The 16,600-nt window shown below is 67.4% G+C and carries 13 protein-coding genes; 7 read left to right on the top strand and 6 right to left on the bottom strand.

The annotated features are described in order from the left end of the window. Positions 1-45: 45 nt before the first annotated feature. Positions 46-1,077, bottom strand: a complete 1,032-nt coding sequence (queA, locus tag AC07WC_RS06070; RefSeq protein ID WP_495209201.1) for a tRNA preQ1(34) S-adenosylmethionine ribosyltransferase-isomerase QueA — start codon at positions 1,075-1,077, stop codon at positions 46-48. Positions 1,078-1,324: 247 nt separating this feature from the next. On the opposite strand from queA, the gene AC07WC_RS06065 reads away from it, so the two are divergent. Together AC07WC_RS06065 and AC07WC_RS06060 are read left to right on the top strand one after the other, a co-directional pair. Beyond that, positions 1,325-2,821, top strand: a complete 1,497-nt coding sequence (locus AC07WC_RS06065; RefSeq protein WP_495209200.1) for an aminotransferase class III-fold pyridoxal phosphate-dependent enzyme — start codon at positions 1,325-1,327, stop codon at positions 2,819-2,821. 163 nt (positions 2,822-2,984) lie between these two features. Further along, positions 2,985-3,578 carry an LOG family protein gene (locus AC07WC_RS06060; protein WP_123729018.1) on the top strand — a complete coding sequence of 198 codons (594 nt, stop codon included), beginning with the start codon at positions 2,985-2,987 and terminating at the stop codon, positions 3,576-3,578. A gap of 20 nt (positions 3,579-3,598) precedes the next feature. Here the strand turns inward: AC07WC_RS06060 and AC07WC_RS06055 are convergent, their stop codons facing one another. Then, the gene (locus tag AC07WC_RS06055; protein WP_495209199.1) at positions 3,599-6,481 is read right to left on the bottom strand and encodes an EAL domain-containing protein; all 2,883 of its coding nucleotides are present in this window, start codon (positions 6,479-6,481) and stop codon (positions 3,599-3,601) included. Between the two features lie 203 nt (positions 6,482-6,684). On the opposite strand from AC07WC_RS06055, the gene AC07WC_RS06050 reads away from it, so the two are divergent. The 5 genes from AC07WC_RS06050 to AC07WC_RS06030 all read left to right on the top strand — a co-directional run bounded on the left by AC07WC_RS06050 (position 6,685) and on the right by AC07WC_RS06030 (position 10,869). After that, the gene (locus tag AC07WC_RS06050; protein ID WP_495209413.1) at positions 6,685-7,239 is read left to right on the top strand and encodes an RNA polymerase sigma factor; all 555 of its coding nucleotides are present in this window, start codon (positions 6,685-6,687) and stop codon (positions 7,237-7,239) included. Further along, positions 7,236-8,195, top strand: a complete 960-nt coding sequence (locus AC07WC_RS06045; protein WP_495209198.1) for a hypothetical protein — start codon at positions 7,236-7,238, stop codon at positions 8,193-8,195. The genes AC07WC_RS06050 and AC07WC_RS06045 overlap by 4 nt, the downstream gene beginning before the upstream one ends. Before the next feature lie 44 nt (positions 8,196-8,239). After that, the gene (locus AC07WC_RS06040) at positions 8,240-8,848 is read left to right on the top strand and encodes an IMPACT family protein (RefSeq protein ID WP_495209197.1); all 609 of its coding nucleotides are present in this window, start codon (positions 8,240-8,242) and stop codon (positions 8,846-8,848) included. After that, positions 8,841-10,607, top strand: coding sequence for an ABC transporter transmembrane domain-containing protein (locus AC07WC_RS06035; protein WP_495209196.1), 1,767 nt, complete (start codon positions 8,841-8,843; stop codon positions 10,605-10,607). The genes AC07WC_RS06040 and AC07WC_RS06035 overlap by 8 nt, the downstream gene beginning before the upstream one ends. Before the next feature lie 67 nt (positions 10,608-10,674). After that, entirely contained in the window at positions 10,675-10,869 is a 195-nt protein-coding gene (locus tag AC07WC_RS06030) for a hypothetical protein (RefSeq protein ID WP_495209195.1), read from the top strand. A 147-nt stretch (positions 10,870-11,016) separates the two neighbouring features. On the opposite strand, the gene AC07WC_RS06025 is transcribed toward AC07WC_RS06030, so the two are convergent. From AC07WC_RS06025 to dnaK, 4 genes are all read right to left on the bottom strand, one after another. Next, positions 11,017-12,129, bottom strand: coding sequence for a prephenate dehydrogenase (locus tag AC07WC_RS06025; RefSeq protein ID WP_495209194.1), 1,113 nt, complete (start codon positions 12,127-12,129; stop codon positions 11,017-11,019). After that, entirely contained in the window at positions 12,126-13,034 is a 909-nt protein-coding gene (pdxY, locus tag AC07WC_RS06020; RefSeq protein ID WP_495209193.1) for a pyridoxal kinase, read from the bottom strand. Before pdxY ends, AC07WC_RS06025 begins: the two co-directional genes overlap by 4 nt. A gap of 202 nt (positions 13,035-13,236) precedes the next feature. After that, positions 13,237-14,370 (bottom strand): molecular chaperone DnaJ, encoded by a 1,134-nt coding sequence (gene dnaJ, locus AC07WC_RS06015; RefSeq protein WP_495209192.1) that lies wholly within the window; start codon positions 14,368-14,370, stop codon positions 13,237-13,239. A 164-nt stretch (positions 14,371-14,534) separates the two neighbouring features. Further along, positions 14,535-16,463, bottom strand: a complete 1,929-nt coding sequence (gene dnaK / locus AC07WC_RS06010; protein ID WP_019183156.1) for a molecular chaperone DnaK — start codon at positions 16,461-16,463, stop codon at positions 14,535-14,537. Between the last annotated feature and the right edge of the window lie 137 nt (positions 16,464-16,600).

The raw sequence follows: 16,600 nt of genomic DNA, 5'->3' as shown, positions 1-16,600 counted from the left end.
AGTCTGCCATTGTCGCCGAAAACGTCCGCGCCTGCCCCGCCCCCGTCATTCGCCCTGCGGGAACAGCAGCATCGCATCGCCGTAGCTGAAGAACCGGTACTTCTCCGCGATCGCGGCCTGATAGGCCTCGAAGACGCGGTCCTTGCCGGCAAAGGCGGAGATCATCATCAACAGGGTACTTTCCGGCAGATGGAAGTTGGTCACCATCGCGTCCACGCTGCGGATCCGGTAGCCCGGCGTGATGAAGATCTGGGTTTCCCCGGCGTACGGCAGCAGCTCACCCTCGCGCATGGCACTTTCCAGCGCACGCACCACGGTGGTGCCGACGCCGATCACCCGGCCGCCCGCAGCCCGGGTGCGGCGCACCTGCTGGACCAGTTCGGCGCCGACGTTCAGCCATTCGCGGTGCATCACGTGGTCGGTCAGATCGTCCACGCGGACCGGCTGGAAGGTGCCCGCGCCCACGTGCAGAGTCACATGGCCGAACTCCACGCCCTTTGCCTTCAACGTGGCCAGCAGGGCCTCATCGAAGTGCAGGCCGGCGGTCGGGGCCGCCACCGCGCCGATCTCGCGGGCGAAGACCGTCTGGTAACGCTCGCGGTCATCCACGCCCGGCTCGCGCTGGATGTAGGGCGGCAACGGCAGGCGGCCGGCGTGCAGCAGCCACTGTTCCAGCGCCTCGGGCACATGGAACTGCAGCACATAGAACTCGCCATCGCGGCCCAGCACCTCGGCCTCGCCACCGGCATCCAGCGCGATCCGGCTGCCCGGCTTGGGCGACTTGCTGGCGCCGACCTGGGCCCGCGCCTGCTGGCCGCCGAGCAGGCGCTCGATCAGGATCTCGACGCGGCCACCGCTGGCCTTCTGGCCGAACAGCCGCGCCGGAATCACCCGGGTATCGTTGAACACCAGCAGATCGCCTTCCCGCAGCAGTTCGGGCAGGTCGCGCACCTGGCGGTGGTCGAAGGCGGCCGGGGCCGGCGGCACCACCATCAGGCGGCTGGCCGAGCGCTCGGCGAGCGGGGCCTGGGCAATCAGCTCAGGCGGCAGGTCGTAGTTGAAATCGGACTTCTTCAAGGGAGCGCACGGCAACGTGTAGGCAATGTCGGCCATTGTACGACTGGCCCTCGGTAGCAACGCAGGAGTTGCCGAACGTCGCGCAAAATGCTGCTTTGCAACAGTTTTTGACGGGGTTATCGCGCGAAAAACCGCGTGCTAGCATCGAGCCGGAAGTCTGATGCACGAGCAGGAATGCCCGAAGCGCGCGCGAATAGACGCGCGTTTTGCTTTTCCGCCGTGCCGCCATCGTTTCAGGAGATCTGCAATGAGCTTCATCGAACGTCTCGCCCCACTCCGCGCCCAGCCCGGCACCCGCCTCACCACCGGCCTGGATGACGCCACCCTCGAACGCCTGGCCGCCGGCCACCCTGCCCTGGTCGCCGCCATCGACGCCGCCGCCGCTGAATTCGAGCGCGTGCGCGCCGGTCTGGGCGATCTGCTGGCCCTGGACGAACGCGCCCAGATCGATGCGATGCAGGACGGCTTCGTCAATTTCTATGCCGATGATGCGGTCACCCCGTACGTCGCCCTGGCCGCCCGCGGCGCGTGGGTGGTCACCCTGAAAGGTGCGGTGCTGTACGACGCCGGCGGCTACGGCATGCTCGGCTTCGGCCACACTCCTGAAGCGGTGATGGAGGCCATGGCGGCCCCGCAGGTGATGGCCAATGTGATGACCCCCAACCTGTCCCAACAGCGCTTCATCCAGGCCCTGCGCAAGGAGATCGGCCACCGCCGCGGTGGTTGCCCGTACAGCCACTTCATGTGCCTGAATTCGGGTTCGGAAGCGGTCGGTCTGGCCGCCCGCATCGCCGACGTCAACGCCAAGCTGCAGACCGATCCGGGCGCCCGCCATGCCGGTGCGAAGATCAAGCGGGTGGTGGTCAAGGGCAGCTTCCACGGCCGCACCGACCGTCCCGGCCTGTACTCCGATTCCAGCCGCAAGACCTACATGCAGCACCTGGCCAGCTACCGCGGCGAGGACAGCGTGATCGCGATCGCGCCCTACGACGAAGACGCGCTCAAGCGTGTGTTCGCCGAGGCCGAGCAGAACCACTGGTTCATCGAGGCCATCTTCCTGGAGCCGGTGATGGGCGAAGGCGACCCGGGCCGCTCGGTCCCGCCCGCGTTCTATGCACTGGCGCGCGAACTGACCCGCCAGCACGGCAGCCTGCTGCTGCTCGACTCGATCCAGGCCGGCCTGCGCGCGCATGGCGTGCTCTCGATCGTGGACTACCCGGGCTTCGAAGGCCTGGACGTGCCGGACATGGAGACCTATTCCAAGGCGCTCAATGCGGCCCAGTTCCCGCTCTCAGTGCTGGCCGTGACCGAACATGCCGCGCAGCTGTACCGCAAGGGCATCTACGGCAACACCATGACCTCCAACCCGCGGGCGCTGGACGTGGCCTGCGCCACGCTGTCACTGCTGACCCCGCAGGTGCGCGAGAACATCCGCGTGCGTGGCGAGGAAGCGGTGCGCAAGCTGGAGCAGCTCAAGGCCGAGCTGGGCGGGCTGATCACCAAGGTCCAGGGCACCGGCCTGCTGTTCTCCTGCGAGCTGGCCCCGCAGTTCAAGTGCTACGGCGCCGGTTCCACCGAGGAATGGCTGCGCAACCACGGCATCAACGTGATCCATGGCGGCGAGAATTCGCTGCGGTTCACCCCGCACTTCGGCATGGACGGCGAAGAGCTGGACCTGCTGGTCGGGCTGGTCGGCCGCGCCCTGAAGGAAGGCCCGCACCGGGAGCAATCGCAGGCGGCCTGAGGTCGGCTGCCATTCCCCGGGCTCGATTGGCCTCCACGCCCGTAACGCGCGATAATCACCGCCCGCATCCGCGGAACGACACCCCGTCACGAGACCAGCGCACCGGTCATCGGCGGGGCTTTTTCGTTTCCGCCGCGTCAGTTTCTGAACACAGGAAGATCCAATGAAGTCGATTTGCGTTTACTGTGGTTCCAACCCCGGCAGCAAGCCGGTCTACACCGAGCGCGCCATCGCGCTGGGTGACCGCATCGCCCGGGATGGCCTGCGCCTGGTCTACGGCGGTGGCAACGTCGGCCTGATGGGCACCGTGGCCAATGCCGTGCTCGAAGGCGGCGGCGAAGTCACCGGCGTCATCCCGCAGCAGCTGGCGGACTGGGAAGTGGCCCACCGCGGCCTGACCGAGCTGGAAATCGTGGGTTCGATGCACGAGCGCAAGTCGCGCATGTTCGACCTGTCCGACGCGTTCGTGGCGCTGCCCGGCGGTTTCGGCACCATGGAAGAAATCTTCGAGATGCTGACCTGGCGCCAGCTGGGCATCGGCAACAAGCCCTGTGCGTTCCTGGATGTGGACGGGTTCTACGCCCCGCTGATCGGCATGATCGATCGCATGGTGGAAGAGCGCTTCCTGCACCCGGCCCAGCGTGCCGACCTGTGGTACGGCTCGGACATCGATGAAATGCTCGCCTGGATGCGCGCCTACGAGCCGGCGCAGGCCTCCAAGTGGATCGACGAGAAGCGGGCCAACGCGCTGCGTTGATTCCCCGCTGCCGCGGCGGCTCAGGCCGTCGCGGTGGTCGCCATCGGCGCCGGCCGGCCGAGCAGATAGCCCTGGCCGTAATCGCAGCCCAGCTGCAGCAACGTGTCGTGCTGGGCCTGGGTTTCGATGCCCTCGCCCACCGTTTCGATCCCCAGCGTGCGCGCCAGCGACAGCACGCCCTGCACCAATGCGTGCGTGCTCTGCATGTCCTGCCCATGCAGGCCGGCAATGAACGATTGATCGATCTTCAGCGTCGAGATCGGGAACCGGTGCAGGTAGGACAGCGCCGAGAATCCGGTACCGAAATCATCCAGCTGCACCAGCACGCCCCGCTCGCGCAGGGTCTGCAGGATGCGCAGCGTCCGCGGGCCGTCATCGAGCAGCGCCACCTCGGTGATCTCCAGCCGCAGCCGATGCGGATCGGCGCCGGCAGCCTCGATCAGGCCGAACAGGCGCGTAATGAACTCGGCCGAGCGGAAATGCCGCGGCGATACATTCACCGACAGATAGCCCTGCCCGCCGCGCGCGAGCTGGGTGATCACCTGTTCGTACAGCAGCCAGTCCACCTGTTCGATCAGGCCGCTCTCTTCGCCCAGATCCAGGAATGCGCTGGGCAGCAATAGCCCGCGGCGCTCATGCTGCCAGCGCAGCAGCGCCTCGTGGCCGACCAGTTCGCCATCGCTGAGCCGCACGATCGGCTGGTAGAACGGCATGAAATCGCGGTTGATGATGGCCCGGCGCAGGTCCGCCTCCAGATCCAGGCTGCGCAGCGCCTGTTCGCGCATGGCTTCGTCGAACACCGCACAGCGATCGTTGCCCTGTGCCTTGGCCCGATACATCGCCGCATCCGCATCGCGCACCAGCTCCTCGCCGTTGCGGTAGCGCGAGTTCCACATGGCGATGCCCAGGCTGCCGGAGGGGAACAGCTCGCGCCCCTTCACCCACATCGATTCCTCCAGCGCCACCAGCATGCGCTGCGAGAACTCCAGTGCCGAAGCCAGCCCGTCGCCGCACTGGAGCAGGATCGCGAACTCATCCCCGCCCAGCCGCGCGACCACATCCTGCGCAGAGATCATCGAGACGATGCGCTTGGCCACTTCGACCAGCATCTGATCGCCGGCGGCGTGGCCGATGCTGTCATTGACCAGCTTGAACCGGTCCAGGTCCAGGAACAGCACCGCAAAGCCCTGGCCGTCGCTGCCCCGCGCCCGCGCGATGGCATCTTCCAGCCGATCCAGCAGGTGCAGGCGATTGGGCAACCCGGTCAACGCATCGTGCATGGCCTGGTGGGTGAGGCGCTGTTCGGCACGCAGGCGCTCGCCGATCTGGCCGAGCAGCTTGTCGTTGACGTCGGCCAGCTCGCGGGTACGCTCGTCCACGCGTTTTTCCAGGTCGGCATGCGCATTGCGCAGCCGCTCCTGGTCGCGCTGCCGTGCCAGGCCGTTGCCGATGTTCTGTGCCACGAACGTGAGCAACCGCTGGTCATGGACGGTGAAGACGACGTCCGGCGAATAGCTCTGCACCACGATCACGCCGACCACATCGTCATCGCTCAACAGCGGCACGCCGAGCCAGCAGTTCGAGCGGGCGCCGAACTCGCGGACCACGCCACTCTCGCGCAGTGCATCGATGCGCTCGCGGGTCGCCAGCAGCGGCTGGCGATTGCGCACGATGAACTCGGTCAGGCCTTCACTGAAGGGGCGCGGTGCGCGCGAGGGGTTGTATTCATCCACGGAGTACACGAACTCCAGGCCGTCACCGCTCTCATTGACCAGCGCGATGTAGAAGTTGCGTGCATCCAGCAGGGTGCCGACGACGCCATGCACCTGGCCGTAGTACTGCGACAACGACTCGGCGCTCATCGCCAGCTCGGCGATGTTGAACAGCGCTAGCTGCAGCTTTTCGGCACGGCGGCGCTCGACCACCTCTTCCTGCAGGTTGCGGTTGGCGCGCTGCAGCTCGACGGTGCGGCGCTCGACCTGCCGCTCCAGCTGCACCTGTGCCTGGCGCCGGTCCATCGCGGTCAGGATGTGCTGGGCGACATAGCCCAGCAGGGTACGGTCGGCTTCGCCATAGCGCGCGCGATGCTCGTAGCTCTGCACCACGATCGCGCCACACACGCGTCCATCGCGCAGCATCGGCACACCCAGCCAGTCCAGGCTCTCCGGCCCGCGTTGCGGGTCGTGCTCGTTGTCGAGGATGGCCAGCAGTTCGCGCGATGGGCCGCTCAGCGGTTCGCCATGCCGGAGCAGCGCGAAGGTGAGGCTGCGCGGCATTTCGTGTTCTTCGTAGCTGCGGTCCGGGTCGGCGACGAAATCGTCTTTCTGGTCGGCGAAATACAGGAACCGGACCCGGTGGCGGATGTCGTCGTATTCGACGATGAAGCAGTTCTGGGCGTACATCAGCGAATTGAGCACGCGGTGGAAGTGGCGCAGCATCTCGGCCATTTCCAGGTCCGCACCGGCCAGGTCCGCGATTTCATACAGCGCCTGCTGCAGCCGTTTGGACTCTTCCAGCGAGGCGATCTCGCGACGCTGCCGGGCCAGCGACAACGTGCTCTGGAACAGGCAACGCGCAGCCGTCCACCAACTGTCCGGTGGCGGGGCACTGCTGGCCGGGCTCACCGCCAGCGTGAGCTCGGCACCACCGTGGCTCCACCGTTGCTGCAAGGCCAGCGCGACCGATGCATCCTTCCCGCGTGCCACGGTGGGTGCCGGCGTCGCGGGACCGTCCGCCGGATGCGTCTGGCTGCCCTCGCCCAGCACCGGGTCCGACCACGCCATCGCGATCGCCGACCCGGCCGGCAACAGGGCGCACAGGGCCGTGGCGACCGCGGCAGGGATCACCGCGTCACCGTCCCGTTGCACTGAAGAGGTCACCATCTGGCTGGACACGTTGCTCATCTCTCGGGTGCCGGCTGCCCGGCACCTCCCCTGTGCACCGAGCATAACGCGCGGACCGGGGGGCAGTGGAAGAGCTTCAACCCCATCCTGCCCCGCTGGACGTTGTTACTGCCGTGCTCCAGGTCATCACCATGCCATCCCCTGCCGCCGCCCAGCGCTGCATCGACTATGCGAACACCCCCGCAGCGCTTACTCTGTGCGGCGTGGACGCCCTTGCCCTGCCGACGGATGAAGCACTGATGCTGGCCTGGGCCGGCGGCGACCTGCGCGCGTTCGAGGCTCTGTATGGCCGCCATCGCAGCCGGCTCTACAGCTTCCTGCTGCGCCAGCTGCGTGATGGCGCACTGGCCGATGAGATGTTCCAGGACGTCTGGCAGCGCGTGATCGCCGCACGCGCTGGCTGGCAGCCCGAGGCCGCCTTCACCACCTGGCTGTTCCGGATCGCGCACAACCGCCTGAACGATCACTGGCGTGCCGCCAGGCATCGGCCCTCCGCGCCAATCGACGCCGATGAGCGGGTCGCTGCGATCGCCGATGCGAGCACCCCGGAAACCCGGCTGTCCGAATTCGAACAGCGCCGCCAGCTGCAACTGGCCATGGAGCAGCTGCCGCCCGAGCAGCGCGAGGTCCTGCAGCTGCGCCTGGAGCAGGAACTGAGCCTGGAAGAGATTGCCGAGATCACCGGGGTCGGCCGTGAAACGGTCAAGTCACGGCTGCGCTATGCCATGGACAAACTACGTTCGGGGTTGACCGGATGACCCGCCCCGATCCGCTGACCCCTGAAGAGCGCGAGCTGGCCCGGCTGCTGGGTCGGCCCAGCGCCACCGCCCCCGCTGCGGCGCTCGACGAGGCCGTGCTGGCGGCCGCGCGTACCGCGGTGGATGCCCCGGCTGCGCAGGCCAGCACCTGGGCGCTGCCGCCCGAGGCACCCGCACCGACGCGACGCCCGCGCTCCCGCGTGCCGGCGGTGTTCGGGCTCGCCGCCTCGGTGATCTTCGCGGTCGGCATCGCGTGGCAGCTCAAGCCCGAAGCCCCGCCCGCGCCGCCGCTGGCCGAACCGGTCGCCGCACCGGCATCGACTGCCGCAGTGACCGAGGCGGCGCCGGCGAGGGATGCCACGCCATCGCCGGCCGTGGCACCGCCCATCGTCCAGCAGCCGCGCCAGACGAAGGCAGCGGCACAAGCGTCTGCCCCAGCCGCCGCGCCGCCTGCGCAGCACGTGTCAGCGCCGCGGCCCGAGGCGATCGCCGCGCCTGCGTCACCCGCCCAGGCACCGCCCGCCCCGGCACCAGTGCAGGCACCGGCACCGATGATGTCGGCCCCCGCGCCCGAAGCCGCCTCGTCCTACGCCATGGAGGCAAGCCAACCGGCGCTGGACAGCGTCGTGGTGACCGGCTCGACGACCGACCGTTCGGCGCCGCGTGCCACGCTCAAAAGCACGGCGCCGGCCAAACCGGCACCCGGCGCGCCCGGCGTGATGCGGCGTGCGGCCGCGCCGATGGCGGCGCCCGCTTCGGCAGACGAAGCCGTGCGTGCCCTGCACCAAGCCGTCGCTGCCGATGCCGGGCTGCCGCGCAAGCAGTGGCTCAAGCGCATCCGCGAGCGCCGCGATGCCGGCGATGTGGATACCGCACGCGCCAGCCTGGAACGCTATCTGCAGCAGTACCCGGAAGTGCGCATCCCGCGCGACCTCCGCCAGCTGCTCGAGAACTGACGCTGCGCATACGGTGACCCGGCATCCCCACTAGAATGGTGGGAATGCCCGATACGCTCGCCACCCCCGTCAGCCACAGCCTGGAGATCAAGCACAGCCGCTTCATCGCCCATGCCGCGCCGATCCAGCACGCGGCGGCTGCGCTGGCGTTCCTGCAGCAGGTCGCCGTCGCCGATGCCACCCACAATTGCTGGGCGTACCGCTACGGCAACGACTACCGCTCCAGCGATGACGGCGAGCCGTCAGGCACCGCCGGCCGCCCTATCCTGGCGGCGATCGACGGCCAGGGCTTCGACCGGGTGATGGTGGTGGTGACGCGCTGGTACGGCGGCATCAAGCTGGGCGCCGGTGGCCTGGTCCGTGCCTACGGTGGCACCGCCGCCGAGTGCCTGCGCGTAGCGCCGCGCCTGCCCCTGATCGTCATGGCCGAACTGGATGTCCACGCCGGCTTCGAGGATCTGGGCCCGCTGCATGCCGCATTGGGCGCGCATCTGGCCGAAAAAGTGGGCGAAGCGTTCACCGCCGATGGCGTGAACCTGCACCTGCGCTTGCCGGCCGATCAGGTCGAGCCGTTGAAAAACCGCCTGCGCGACGCCACTCGTGATCGTGTCCGCATTGAATCCCGCATCGAACCAGGCCCATCGAATGACTGACCTCCCCGCTCCGCAAGACACGCCGATGCGCCGACTGGGCAGCTTGAACACGCTGTGGCCGTTCGTGCGCCGGCATGTCGGGCTGTTCAGCGCCTGGCTGGTGGCCCTGGCGGTCTCATCGGTCGCCACCCTGAGCCTGCCGGTGGCGGTGCGCCAGATGATCGATCATGGCTTCAACAGCGGCGGGCAGATCAACAAGGCGTTCGCGCTGCTGTTCCTGGTCGCGGTGGTGCTGGCGCTGGCCACCGCCGCGCGCTTCTTCTTCGTTTCGCTGCTGGGCGAAAAGGTGGTCGCCGATCTGCGCAGCCGCCTGTATGCGCACCTGATCACGCTCGGCGCCGGGTTCCATGACCGCAGCCGCAGTGGTGAGCTGGTCTCCCGGCTGACCGCCGACAGCGAACTGCTGCGTAGCGTGATCGGCTCGACCATGTCGGTGGCCCTGCGCAGCAGCGTCACCGTGATCGGCAGCCTGGTGATGCTGTTCGTGACCAGCCCGCACCTGGCCGCCTGGTCGCTGGTCGGCATCCCGCTGGCGGTGCTGCCGATCATCATCGGCGCCCGCCGCCTGCGCAACATCGCCCGCGCCAGCCAGGACCGCATCGCCGATGCCAACAGCCTGGCCTCGGAAACCCTCGGCGCGGTGCGCACCGTGCAGGCGCACGCACGCGAGCCGTATGAGCGCGGACGGTTCAACGCCGCCCTCAGCGATGCGATCGGCGCCGCGCGGCGCCGCATCCGCGCCCAGTCGATCGTCACCGCCAGCGCCATCGTGCTGGTGTTCGGCGCCATCGTCGGCGTGCTGTGGCTGGGCGCGCACGAGGTGATCGACGGCAACATGAGTGCCGGTACGCTGGGCCAGTTCGTGCTGTATGCGCTGATCGGCGGCGGTTCGGTCGGTGCGCTGGCCGAAGTCTGGAATGAACTGCAGCGTGCCTCGGGTGGCATGGGCCGGATTGCCGAGCTGCTGCAGGAAGACGTGGAGATCACCGCCCCCGCCCATCCCACCCCGTTGCCGCAGCCACTGCGCGGCGAAATCCGTTTCGAGGACGTGGTGTTCCATTATCCGCAGCGCCCGGATACCGCGGCACTGGATCATGTGGACCTGCACGTGCGCCCGGGCGAGACGGTCGCGCTGGTCGGACCCTCCGGCGCCGGCAAGAGCACCATCCTGTCGATGCTGCTGCGTTTCCACGATCCCGCGGCCGGTCACATCCTGGTGGATGGCGTGGACCTGCGCGAAGTCGATCCAGCGCAACTGCGCGAGCAGCTGGCACTGGTGCCGCAGCAGCCGACCCTGTTTGCCAGCAGTGCGTTCGAGAACATCCGCTACGGTCGCCTCGATGCGACCGACGAGGAGGTGCAGCGCGCGGCCGAAGCGGCCGAGGCCGATGAATTCCTGCAGGCCCTGCCCGAGGGCTATGCCAGCGAGCTTGGCGAGCGCGGCGCGCGCCTGTCCGGCGGCCAGCAGCAGCGCATCGCGATTGCCCGCGCCCTGCTCAAGAACGCGCCGATCCTGCTGCTCGACGAAGCCACCAGCGCGCTGGATGCCCAGAGCGAGCGCGCGGTGCAGCAGGCGTTGGAACGACTGATGGCCGGCCGCACCACGCTGGTCATCGCGCACCGCCTGGCCACCGTGCTCAAGGCTGATCGCATCGTGGTGATGGACCACGGCCGCATCGTCGCCCAGGGCACGCACGCTGAACTGCTGGCCGAAGGCGGTCTCTACGCCGAACTGGCGCGCCTGCAATTCATCGATTGATGACGGGCCGGTAACACCGGGCATCGCATCCTGCAGCCCTCACTGGATGCGCTGCAGGAGGTGTTTCATGTCGTTCCGACAGTTTCCCGCCACCGATGCCAACGGCGACGACTACGTCATCATCGAATTCAAGGATGAGCAGGCCGATGCGTCGGCCGGCAACGGCCAGAGTGCGCGTTACGAGCTGGCCGATGGCCGCCATCTGATCCGCGACGGCCGCGAATTCCGCACCGCCGGTGGTGAGCTCACCCTCACCACCTGAACCGCCTGAAAAAAGTTGCACGGATATTGGTCATTTTTTGACCATGTATCTTGACAGCCTTTTCCGTCAAGGCACGGACGCACTTATCCACATGTTTGTGCGCAGATCATCCACACCCCCTGTGGATGAATGTTGCAGTGCACCGCGTCAGCGGAGCAGCACGCGGCCGATGCCGGAGGCGTCGATCTCGATGGCGGCCGCCTGCAGCGCCAGCGCATCACTGCCCGCGACGAAACCCACCCGGAAGTGCACCTCGCCGGCCGGGGTGCGCGAGGAATGGATCGAGGCCAGGCTGACCCGGTGCCGCTCGAACACGTGCAGCAGCTCGCGCAGCGAACCCGGCCGGTCTTCGGGCAGATGCACGCTGATCGCATTGCGCTCGGTCAGGTCGGCCAGCAGATAACCGACCCGCTCGAACGTGTAGTTGCCGTCGGCCAGGACCTGCGCGCCCATGCTGTCCCGGTTGTCCAGCAGCAGCTGCTGGCGGAACGCGGCGCGTGCCGCGTCATCCCCCTGCTCCAGTTGTGCCCGCAGCTGCTGCAATTGCGCCAGCAGCCGGTCCAGCATCGGCGCCACGTGCGGATTGCCGAACTGGATGTCTTCGTAGATCGCCGGATTGAGCGAAAGGATGCGCGCGATGATCGCGGTATCCAGTTCGAACGATGCCGAGCGGTACGGCATCAACGCCGGCAAGGCGCCCAGGATAGGCGCGTACTCGCGCAGCACGCCGGCCTGCGCCAGATGCGTGGCATGCACCATCGCCTGCACCAGCGCCATGACCTGGTCATGATGCTCGGGCGTGGCCTGCACGCACTCGGCTTCCAGCGCATCGCACAGCTGCTGCACGAACGGCTGCCACTGCGACAGGCGCGCCTCGCAGACTACCATCACCCTGCCCTTCAGCGTCGGCGCCTTGGGCGGTGCGGTCATCGGATGCAGGCCGACGACCTCCGCCTGCGAGGCGAGCATCGCCGCCACCGGCGCCGACTTGACCGAAGTGACATCCAGCCACAACCGGCCGGCTTCGCGCCCAGCCGAGCGCGCGACGTACTCGGCGATCAGTGTCGGCGTGTGCCGGATCGGTGCGGAGAAGATCAGCACCTCGGCGCGGTCGAGCAGCGTCTCGGGGCTGTCCGATGCGGCATCGGCCGGGTCATGCCCGATCACGTCCAGACCGAGGCGTTGTTCCAGGAAGCGACGCAACCAGCGCCCGTAGGCACCGTCACTGCCGACGATGCCCACCACGGGGGTCAGGCTCACGCCAGACGCTCGGGAACGAAACGATCGGGCAGTGCCAGCGCCGCCGGCGCCGCGGCCAGTACATCGAACTCTTCGTGGCCGTTGGCCAGCGTGGTCTCCAGCGCGACATGCACGCCGGCAATGGCGCGCGAGATCGACTGTTCGAAGGTTTCCCCACGCAGCAGGAAGGCGACCAGCAGCGACATCAGCACATCGCCCGTGCCGGCCACGTCCACTGGCAGATGCGGCGAGGACCAGCGCCAGATCGCATCGCGGCTGACCGCCAGCGTGACCAGCTGGCCCGGGTCGCCACCGACGCTGTGCGCGAGCACCCATTCCGGACCGCGCGCGAGCAGGGCCTGCGAGGCGGCGATCGCATCGTCCTGGGCCAGGCTCGGCATCCCGGTGAGACGACCGAGTTCGAAGGCATTGGGCGTGACCAGCCAGGCGTGCGGCAGCAGACGTTCGGCGAAGACGGTTTCCAGGCCCGGCTCGACGTACGGGCCGGTGTGGGTATCGCCGATGACCGGATCCAGGCAGTAACGCAGCTGCGGCGAGGACGGCAGCACCGCATCGAGCCAATCGGCGAAGGCCGCACCGTTGCCGACACTGCCGAAGTAACCGGAGACCAGCATCCGCGCGCGCTGCGGCAACCCGCGCTCACCGGCGCCCAGCAGCAGATCGGCGAACCAGTCCGAGGGCAGCACGCGGCCGCGCGTGGTCGCATAGAACGGCGCATTGCTGAGCAGCGTGGTGGGGATTTCGGCGACGCGCACGCCCAGCGCGCGCAGCGGCGGCACCGCGGCGCTGTTGCCGGCATAGCCGTAGACCAGCTGCGACTGGACCGAGATGACGTCGACCGGCGACGGACCGTCCGGGCGCTGGCGGCGGCCGTGGACCAGGTGGCTTTCGAGGGATTCGTTCATGCCGACATTTTACGCCTGCCCCGCGCAGGTGTCGGGAATGCTTGCAGATGCAATCGTACCCACAGCCCACCGTGGGTGCGCACGATGACGATGCGAAGCGCGCGCGACGGCGGGTGGGTCGGGCGGTGGGCCGCCTGGCGGCCCAAAGAAAAAGCCCCCTGTTTCCAGGGGGCCTTCGGTAGTTCACAGCAACCCGTGACGCTTACGACGTCATCCGGTCCCAGAAGCCCTTCACGCCATCGATGAAGGTCGCCGACTTCGGCGAGTGCTTGCGCGCTTCCTCACCGGTGAAGGTGGTTTCGAACTGCTCCAGCAGCTTGCGCTGCTCCGGAGTGAGGTTGACCGGGGTCTCCACCACCACGCGGCAGTACAGATCGCCCTCGCTGCGGCTGCGCACCGAGCGCACGCCCTTGCCACGCAGGCGGAACAGCTTGCCGGTCTGGGTCTCGGCCGGAATGCGGATTTCCGCATAGCCGCCGAGGGTCGCCACGCGCACGGTATCGCCCAGCGCGGCCTGCGAGATGCGGATCGGCACTTCGCAGTGCAGGTCGTCGCCGTCGCGCTGGAAGATCGCGTGCTCGCGCACCCGCACTTCCACGTACAGATCGCCCGCCGGGGTGCCGGCCGGACCGGCCTCGCCTTCACCGGACAGACGGATGCGGTCGCCGGTGTCGACGCCCGCAGGCACCTTGACCGACAACACCTTGTCTTCCTCGACACGGCCGTTGCCGTGACAGGTCTTGCAGGGGTTCTGGATGATCTGGCCACGGCCGTTGCAATGGTGGCAGGCCTGCTGCATCGCGAAGATGCCACGCTGGATGCGCACCTGGCCCTGGCCACGGCAGACCGAGCAGGTCTCGACCTTGCCGTCTTCCGAGCCGGTGGCGTTGCAGTCATCGCACTCGACCAGACTCGGGATCTCGATGCGGCGTTCCACGCCCATCACCGCTTCTTCCAGGTCCAGCTCCATCACATAACCGATGTCGGCACCGCGACGGGCCTGGCGCGGACCGCCGCCGCCGGCGCCACCACCGAAGATGTTGCCGAAGATGTCGCCGAAGATGTCGCCCATGTCCGGGCCACCGGGACCGCCACCGCCGCCCATGCCGTGCTCGAACGCAGCGTGGCCGTGGGCGTCGTACATCCGGCGCTTGTTGCTGTCGGACAGGGTTTCGTAGGCTTCCTTGCATTCCTTGAAGGATGCCTCGGCCTCGCTGTCACCCGGATTGCGGTCCGGATGGTACTTCATCGCGCAACGGCGATAGGCCTTCTTCAGTTCTTCGTCGCTGGCGGTGCGGGACACGCTCAGCACTTCGTAGTAATCGCGCTTGCTCATAGCTTGAATCGGGTTCCGGAAGTCGGGATTCGTCAAAGCGGAAGAGCGGCACCAGGTCCGCTCTTCCGCCGGGCGCCCCGACAGGCCGGGATACGGCTGTCAGGACCAGAAGGGGGATATGACAACGGGACGTTGCCTGCGCAACGTCCCGTGTCGTGTCCGGATCAGGACTTCTTGTCGTCCTTGACTTCGGTGAACTCGGCGTCGACCACATCGTCGTGCGCGCCGTTGTTGGCACCGGCATCCGGGCCCGGCGCCGCGCCGCCCTGCTCTGCCGCCGCGGAGGCAGCAAACAGCGCCTGGCCGGCTTCTTCCAGCACCTTCGACTTGGCTTCGATCTGGGCCTTGTCGTCGCTCTTCATGGCGGTTTCCAGATCGGCCAGGGCCGATTCCACCTTGCCGATCACATCGCCGCCGACCTTGCTGCCGTGCTCGGTGATCGCGGTACGGGTACCGTGGATCAGCGCGTCAGCCTGGTTGCGGGCCTGGACCAGTTCGTGGAACTTCTTGTCTTCTTCGCGGTTGGCTTCCGCGTCGGCGACCATGCGTGCAATCTCGTCCTCGGACAGGCCCGAACCGGCCTTGATCTCGACCTTCTGTTCCTTGTTGGTCTTCTTGTCCTTGGCCGACACGTGCAGGATGCCGTTGGCGTCGATGTCGAAGGACACTTCCACCTGCGGCAGGCCGCGCGGCGACGGCTCGATGCCGGAGAGGTCGAACTTGGCCAGCGACTTGTTGAAGCGGGCCTGCTCGCGCTCACCCTGCAGCACGTGCACGGTCACGGCCGACTGGTTGTCCTCGGCGGTGGAGAACACCTGCGAGGCCTTGGTCGGGATGGTGGTGTTCTTCTCGATGATCTTGGTGAACACGCCACCCAGGGTCTCGATGCCCAGCGACAGCGGAGTCACGTCCAGCAGCAGCACGTCCTTGACGTCGCCGCCCAGCACGCCGCCCTGGATCGCCGCACCCAGTGCCACGGCTTCGTCCGGGTTGACGTCCTTGCGCGGTTCCTTGCCGAAGAACTCGGTCACGGCCTGCTGCACCTTCGGCATGCGGGTCTGGCCGCCGACCAGGATCACTTCGCCGATGTCGCTCGAACGCAGGCCGGCATCGTTCAGCGCGATGCGGCACGGCTCGATCGACTTCTTGATCAGGTCTTCCACCAGCGCTTCCAGCTTGGCGCGGGTCAGCTTGATGTTCAGGTGCTTCGGGCCCGACGCGTCAGCGGTGACGTACGGCAGGTTCACTTCGGTCTGCTGGCTGGTGGACAGCTCGATCTTGGCGCGCTCGGCGGCGTCCTTCAGGCGCTGCAGGGCAAGCGGATCCTTGCGCAGGTCGATGCCCTGGTCCTTGTTGAACTCGTCGACGAGGTACTCGATGACGCGGTTGTCGAAATCTTCGCCGCCCAGGAAGGTGTCACCGTTGGTGGCCAGCACTTCGAACTGCTTCTCACCGTCCACGTTGGCGATCTCGATGATCGAGACGTCGAAGGTGCCGCCGCCCAGATCGTACACAACGATCTTGCGGTCACGGCCGTCACCCTTGTCCAGGCCATAGGCCAGGGCAGCGGCGGTCGGCTCGTTGATGATGCGCTTGACTTCCAGGCCGGCGATGCGGCCGGCGTCCTTGGTCGCCTGGCGCTGGCTGTCGTTGAAGTAGGCCGGCACGGTGATCACGGCCTCGGTGACGGTCTCACCCAAGAACGCTTCGGCGGTCTTCTTCATCTTCTCCAGCACGCGGGCGGAGATTTCCTGCGGGGCCATCTTCTTGCCGTCGCTGGTCTGCACCCAGGCGTCGCCGTTGTCATGGGCCAGGATGCCGTAGGGCACGTGCGCGATGTCCTTCTGGACTTCAGCGTCGGTGAACTTGCGGCCGATCAGGCGCTTGACGGCGTAGAAGGTGTTCTTGGGGTTGGTCACGGCCTGGCGCTTGGCCGAGGCGCCGACCAGGACTTCGCCGTCCTTGGTGTAGGCGACGATGGAGGGCGTGGTGCGATCGCCTTCCGCATTCTCGATGACGCGGGCCTTGCCGCCGTCCATGATCGCCACACACGAGTTGGTGGTGCCGAGGTCGATACCAATGATCTTGCCCATGAGGGAGACTCCTGAAAGTTCTGGGTACATCCGGCAGTTGCCGGGTTATGAATGGGATGTGTGGGACGCTGCGGACACTTTCAAGCCGTCCATCAAACACAGTGTTCGATGGCGACCCAACGCGTTCAGCGTCCGGT

The organism is Stenotrophomonas sp. GW821-FHT01H02A, assembly GCF_059422145.1.
The sequence above is the reverse complement of the archived record's forward strand: the minus strand, read 5'-3'. Positions and strand labels throughout refer to the sequence as shown.

What these genes read in the sequence shown, in the direction of transcription:
- AC07WC_RS06065 (WP_495209200.1), top strand. Translation starts at nt 1,325, where the DNA reads ATGAGCTTCATCGAACGTCTCGCCCCACTCCGCGCCCAGCCCGGCACC.
- AC07WC_RS06060 (WP_123729018.1), top strand. Translation starts at nt 2,985, where the DNA reads ATGAAGTCGATTTGCGTTTACTGTGGTTCCAACCCCGGCAGCAAGCCG.
- AC07WC_RS06055 (WP_495209199.1), bottom strand. Translation starts at nt 6,481, where the DNA reads ATGAGCAACGTGTCCAGCCAGATGGTGACCTCTTCAGTGCAACGGGAC.
- AC07WC_RS06045 (WP_495209198.1), top strand. Translation starts at nt 7,236, where the DNA reads ATGACCCGCCCCGATCCGCTGACCCCTGAAGAGCGCGAGCTGGCCCGG.
- AC07WC_RS06040 (WP_495209197.1), top strand. Translation starts at nt 8,240, where the DNA reads ATGCCCGATACGCTCGCCACCCCCGTCAGCCACAGCCTGGAGATCAAG.
- AC07WC_RS06035 (WP_495209196.1), top strand. Translation starts at nt 8,841, where the DNA reads ATGACTGACCTCCCCGCTCCGCAAGACACGCCGATGCGCCGACTGGGC.
- AC07WC_RS06030 (WP_495209195.1), top strand. Translation starts at nt 10,675, where the DNA reads ATGTCGTTCCGACAGTTTCCCGCCACCGATGCCAACGGCGACGACTAC.
- pdxY (WP_495209193.1), bottom strand. Translation starts at nt 13,034, where the DNA reads ATGAACGAATCCCTCGAAAGCCACCTGGTCCACGGCCGCCGCCAGCGC.
- dnaJ (WP_495209192.1), bottom strand. Translation starts at nt 14,370, where the DNA reads ATGAGCAAGCGCGATTACTACGAAGTGCTGAGCGTGTCCCGCACCGCC.
- dnaK (WP_019183156.1), bottom strand. Translation starts at nt 16,463, where the DNA reads ATGGGCAAGATCATTGGTATCGACCTCGGCACCACCAACTCGTGTGTG.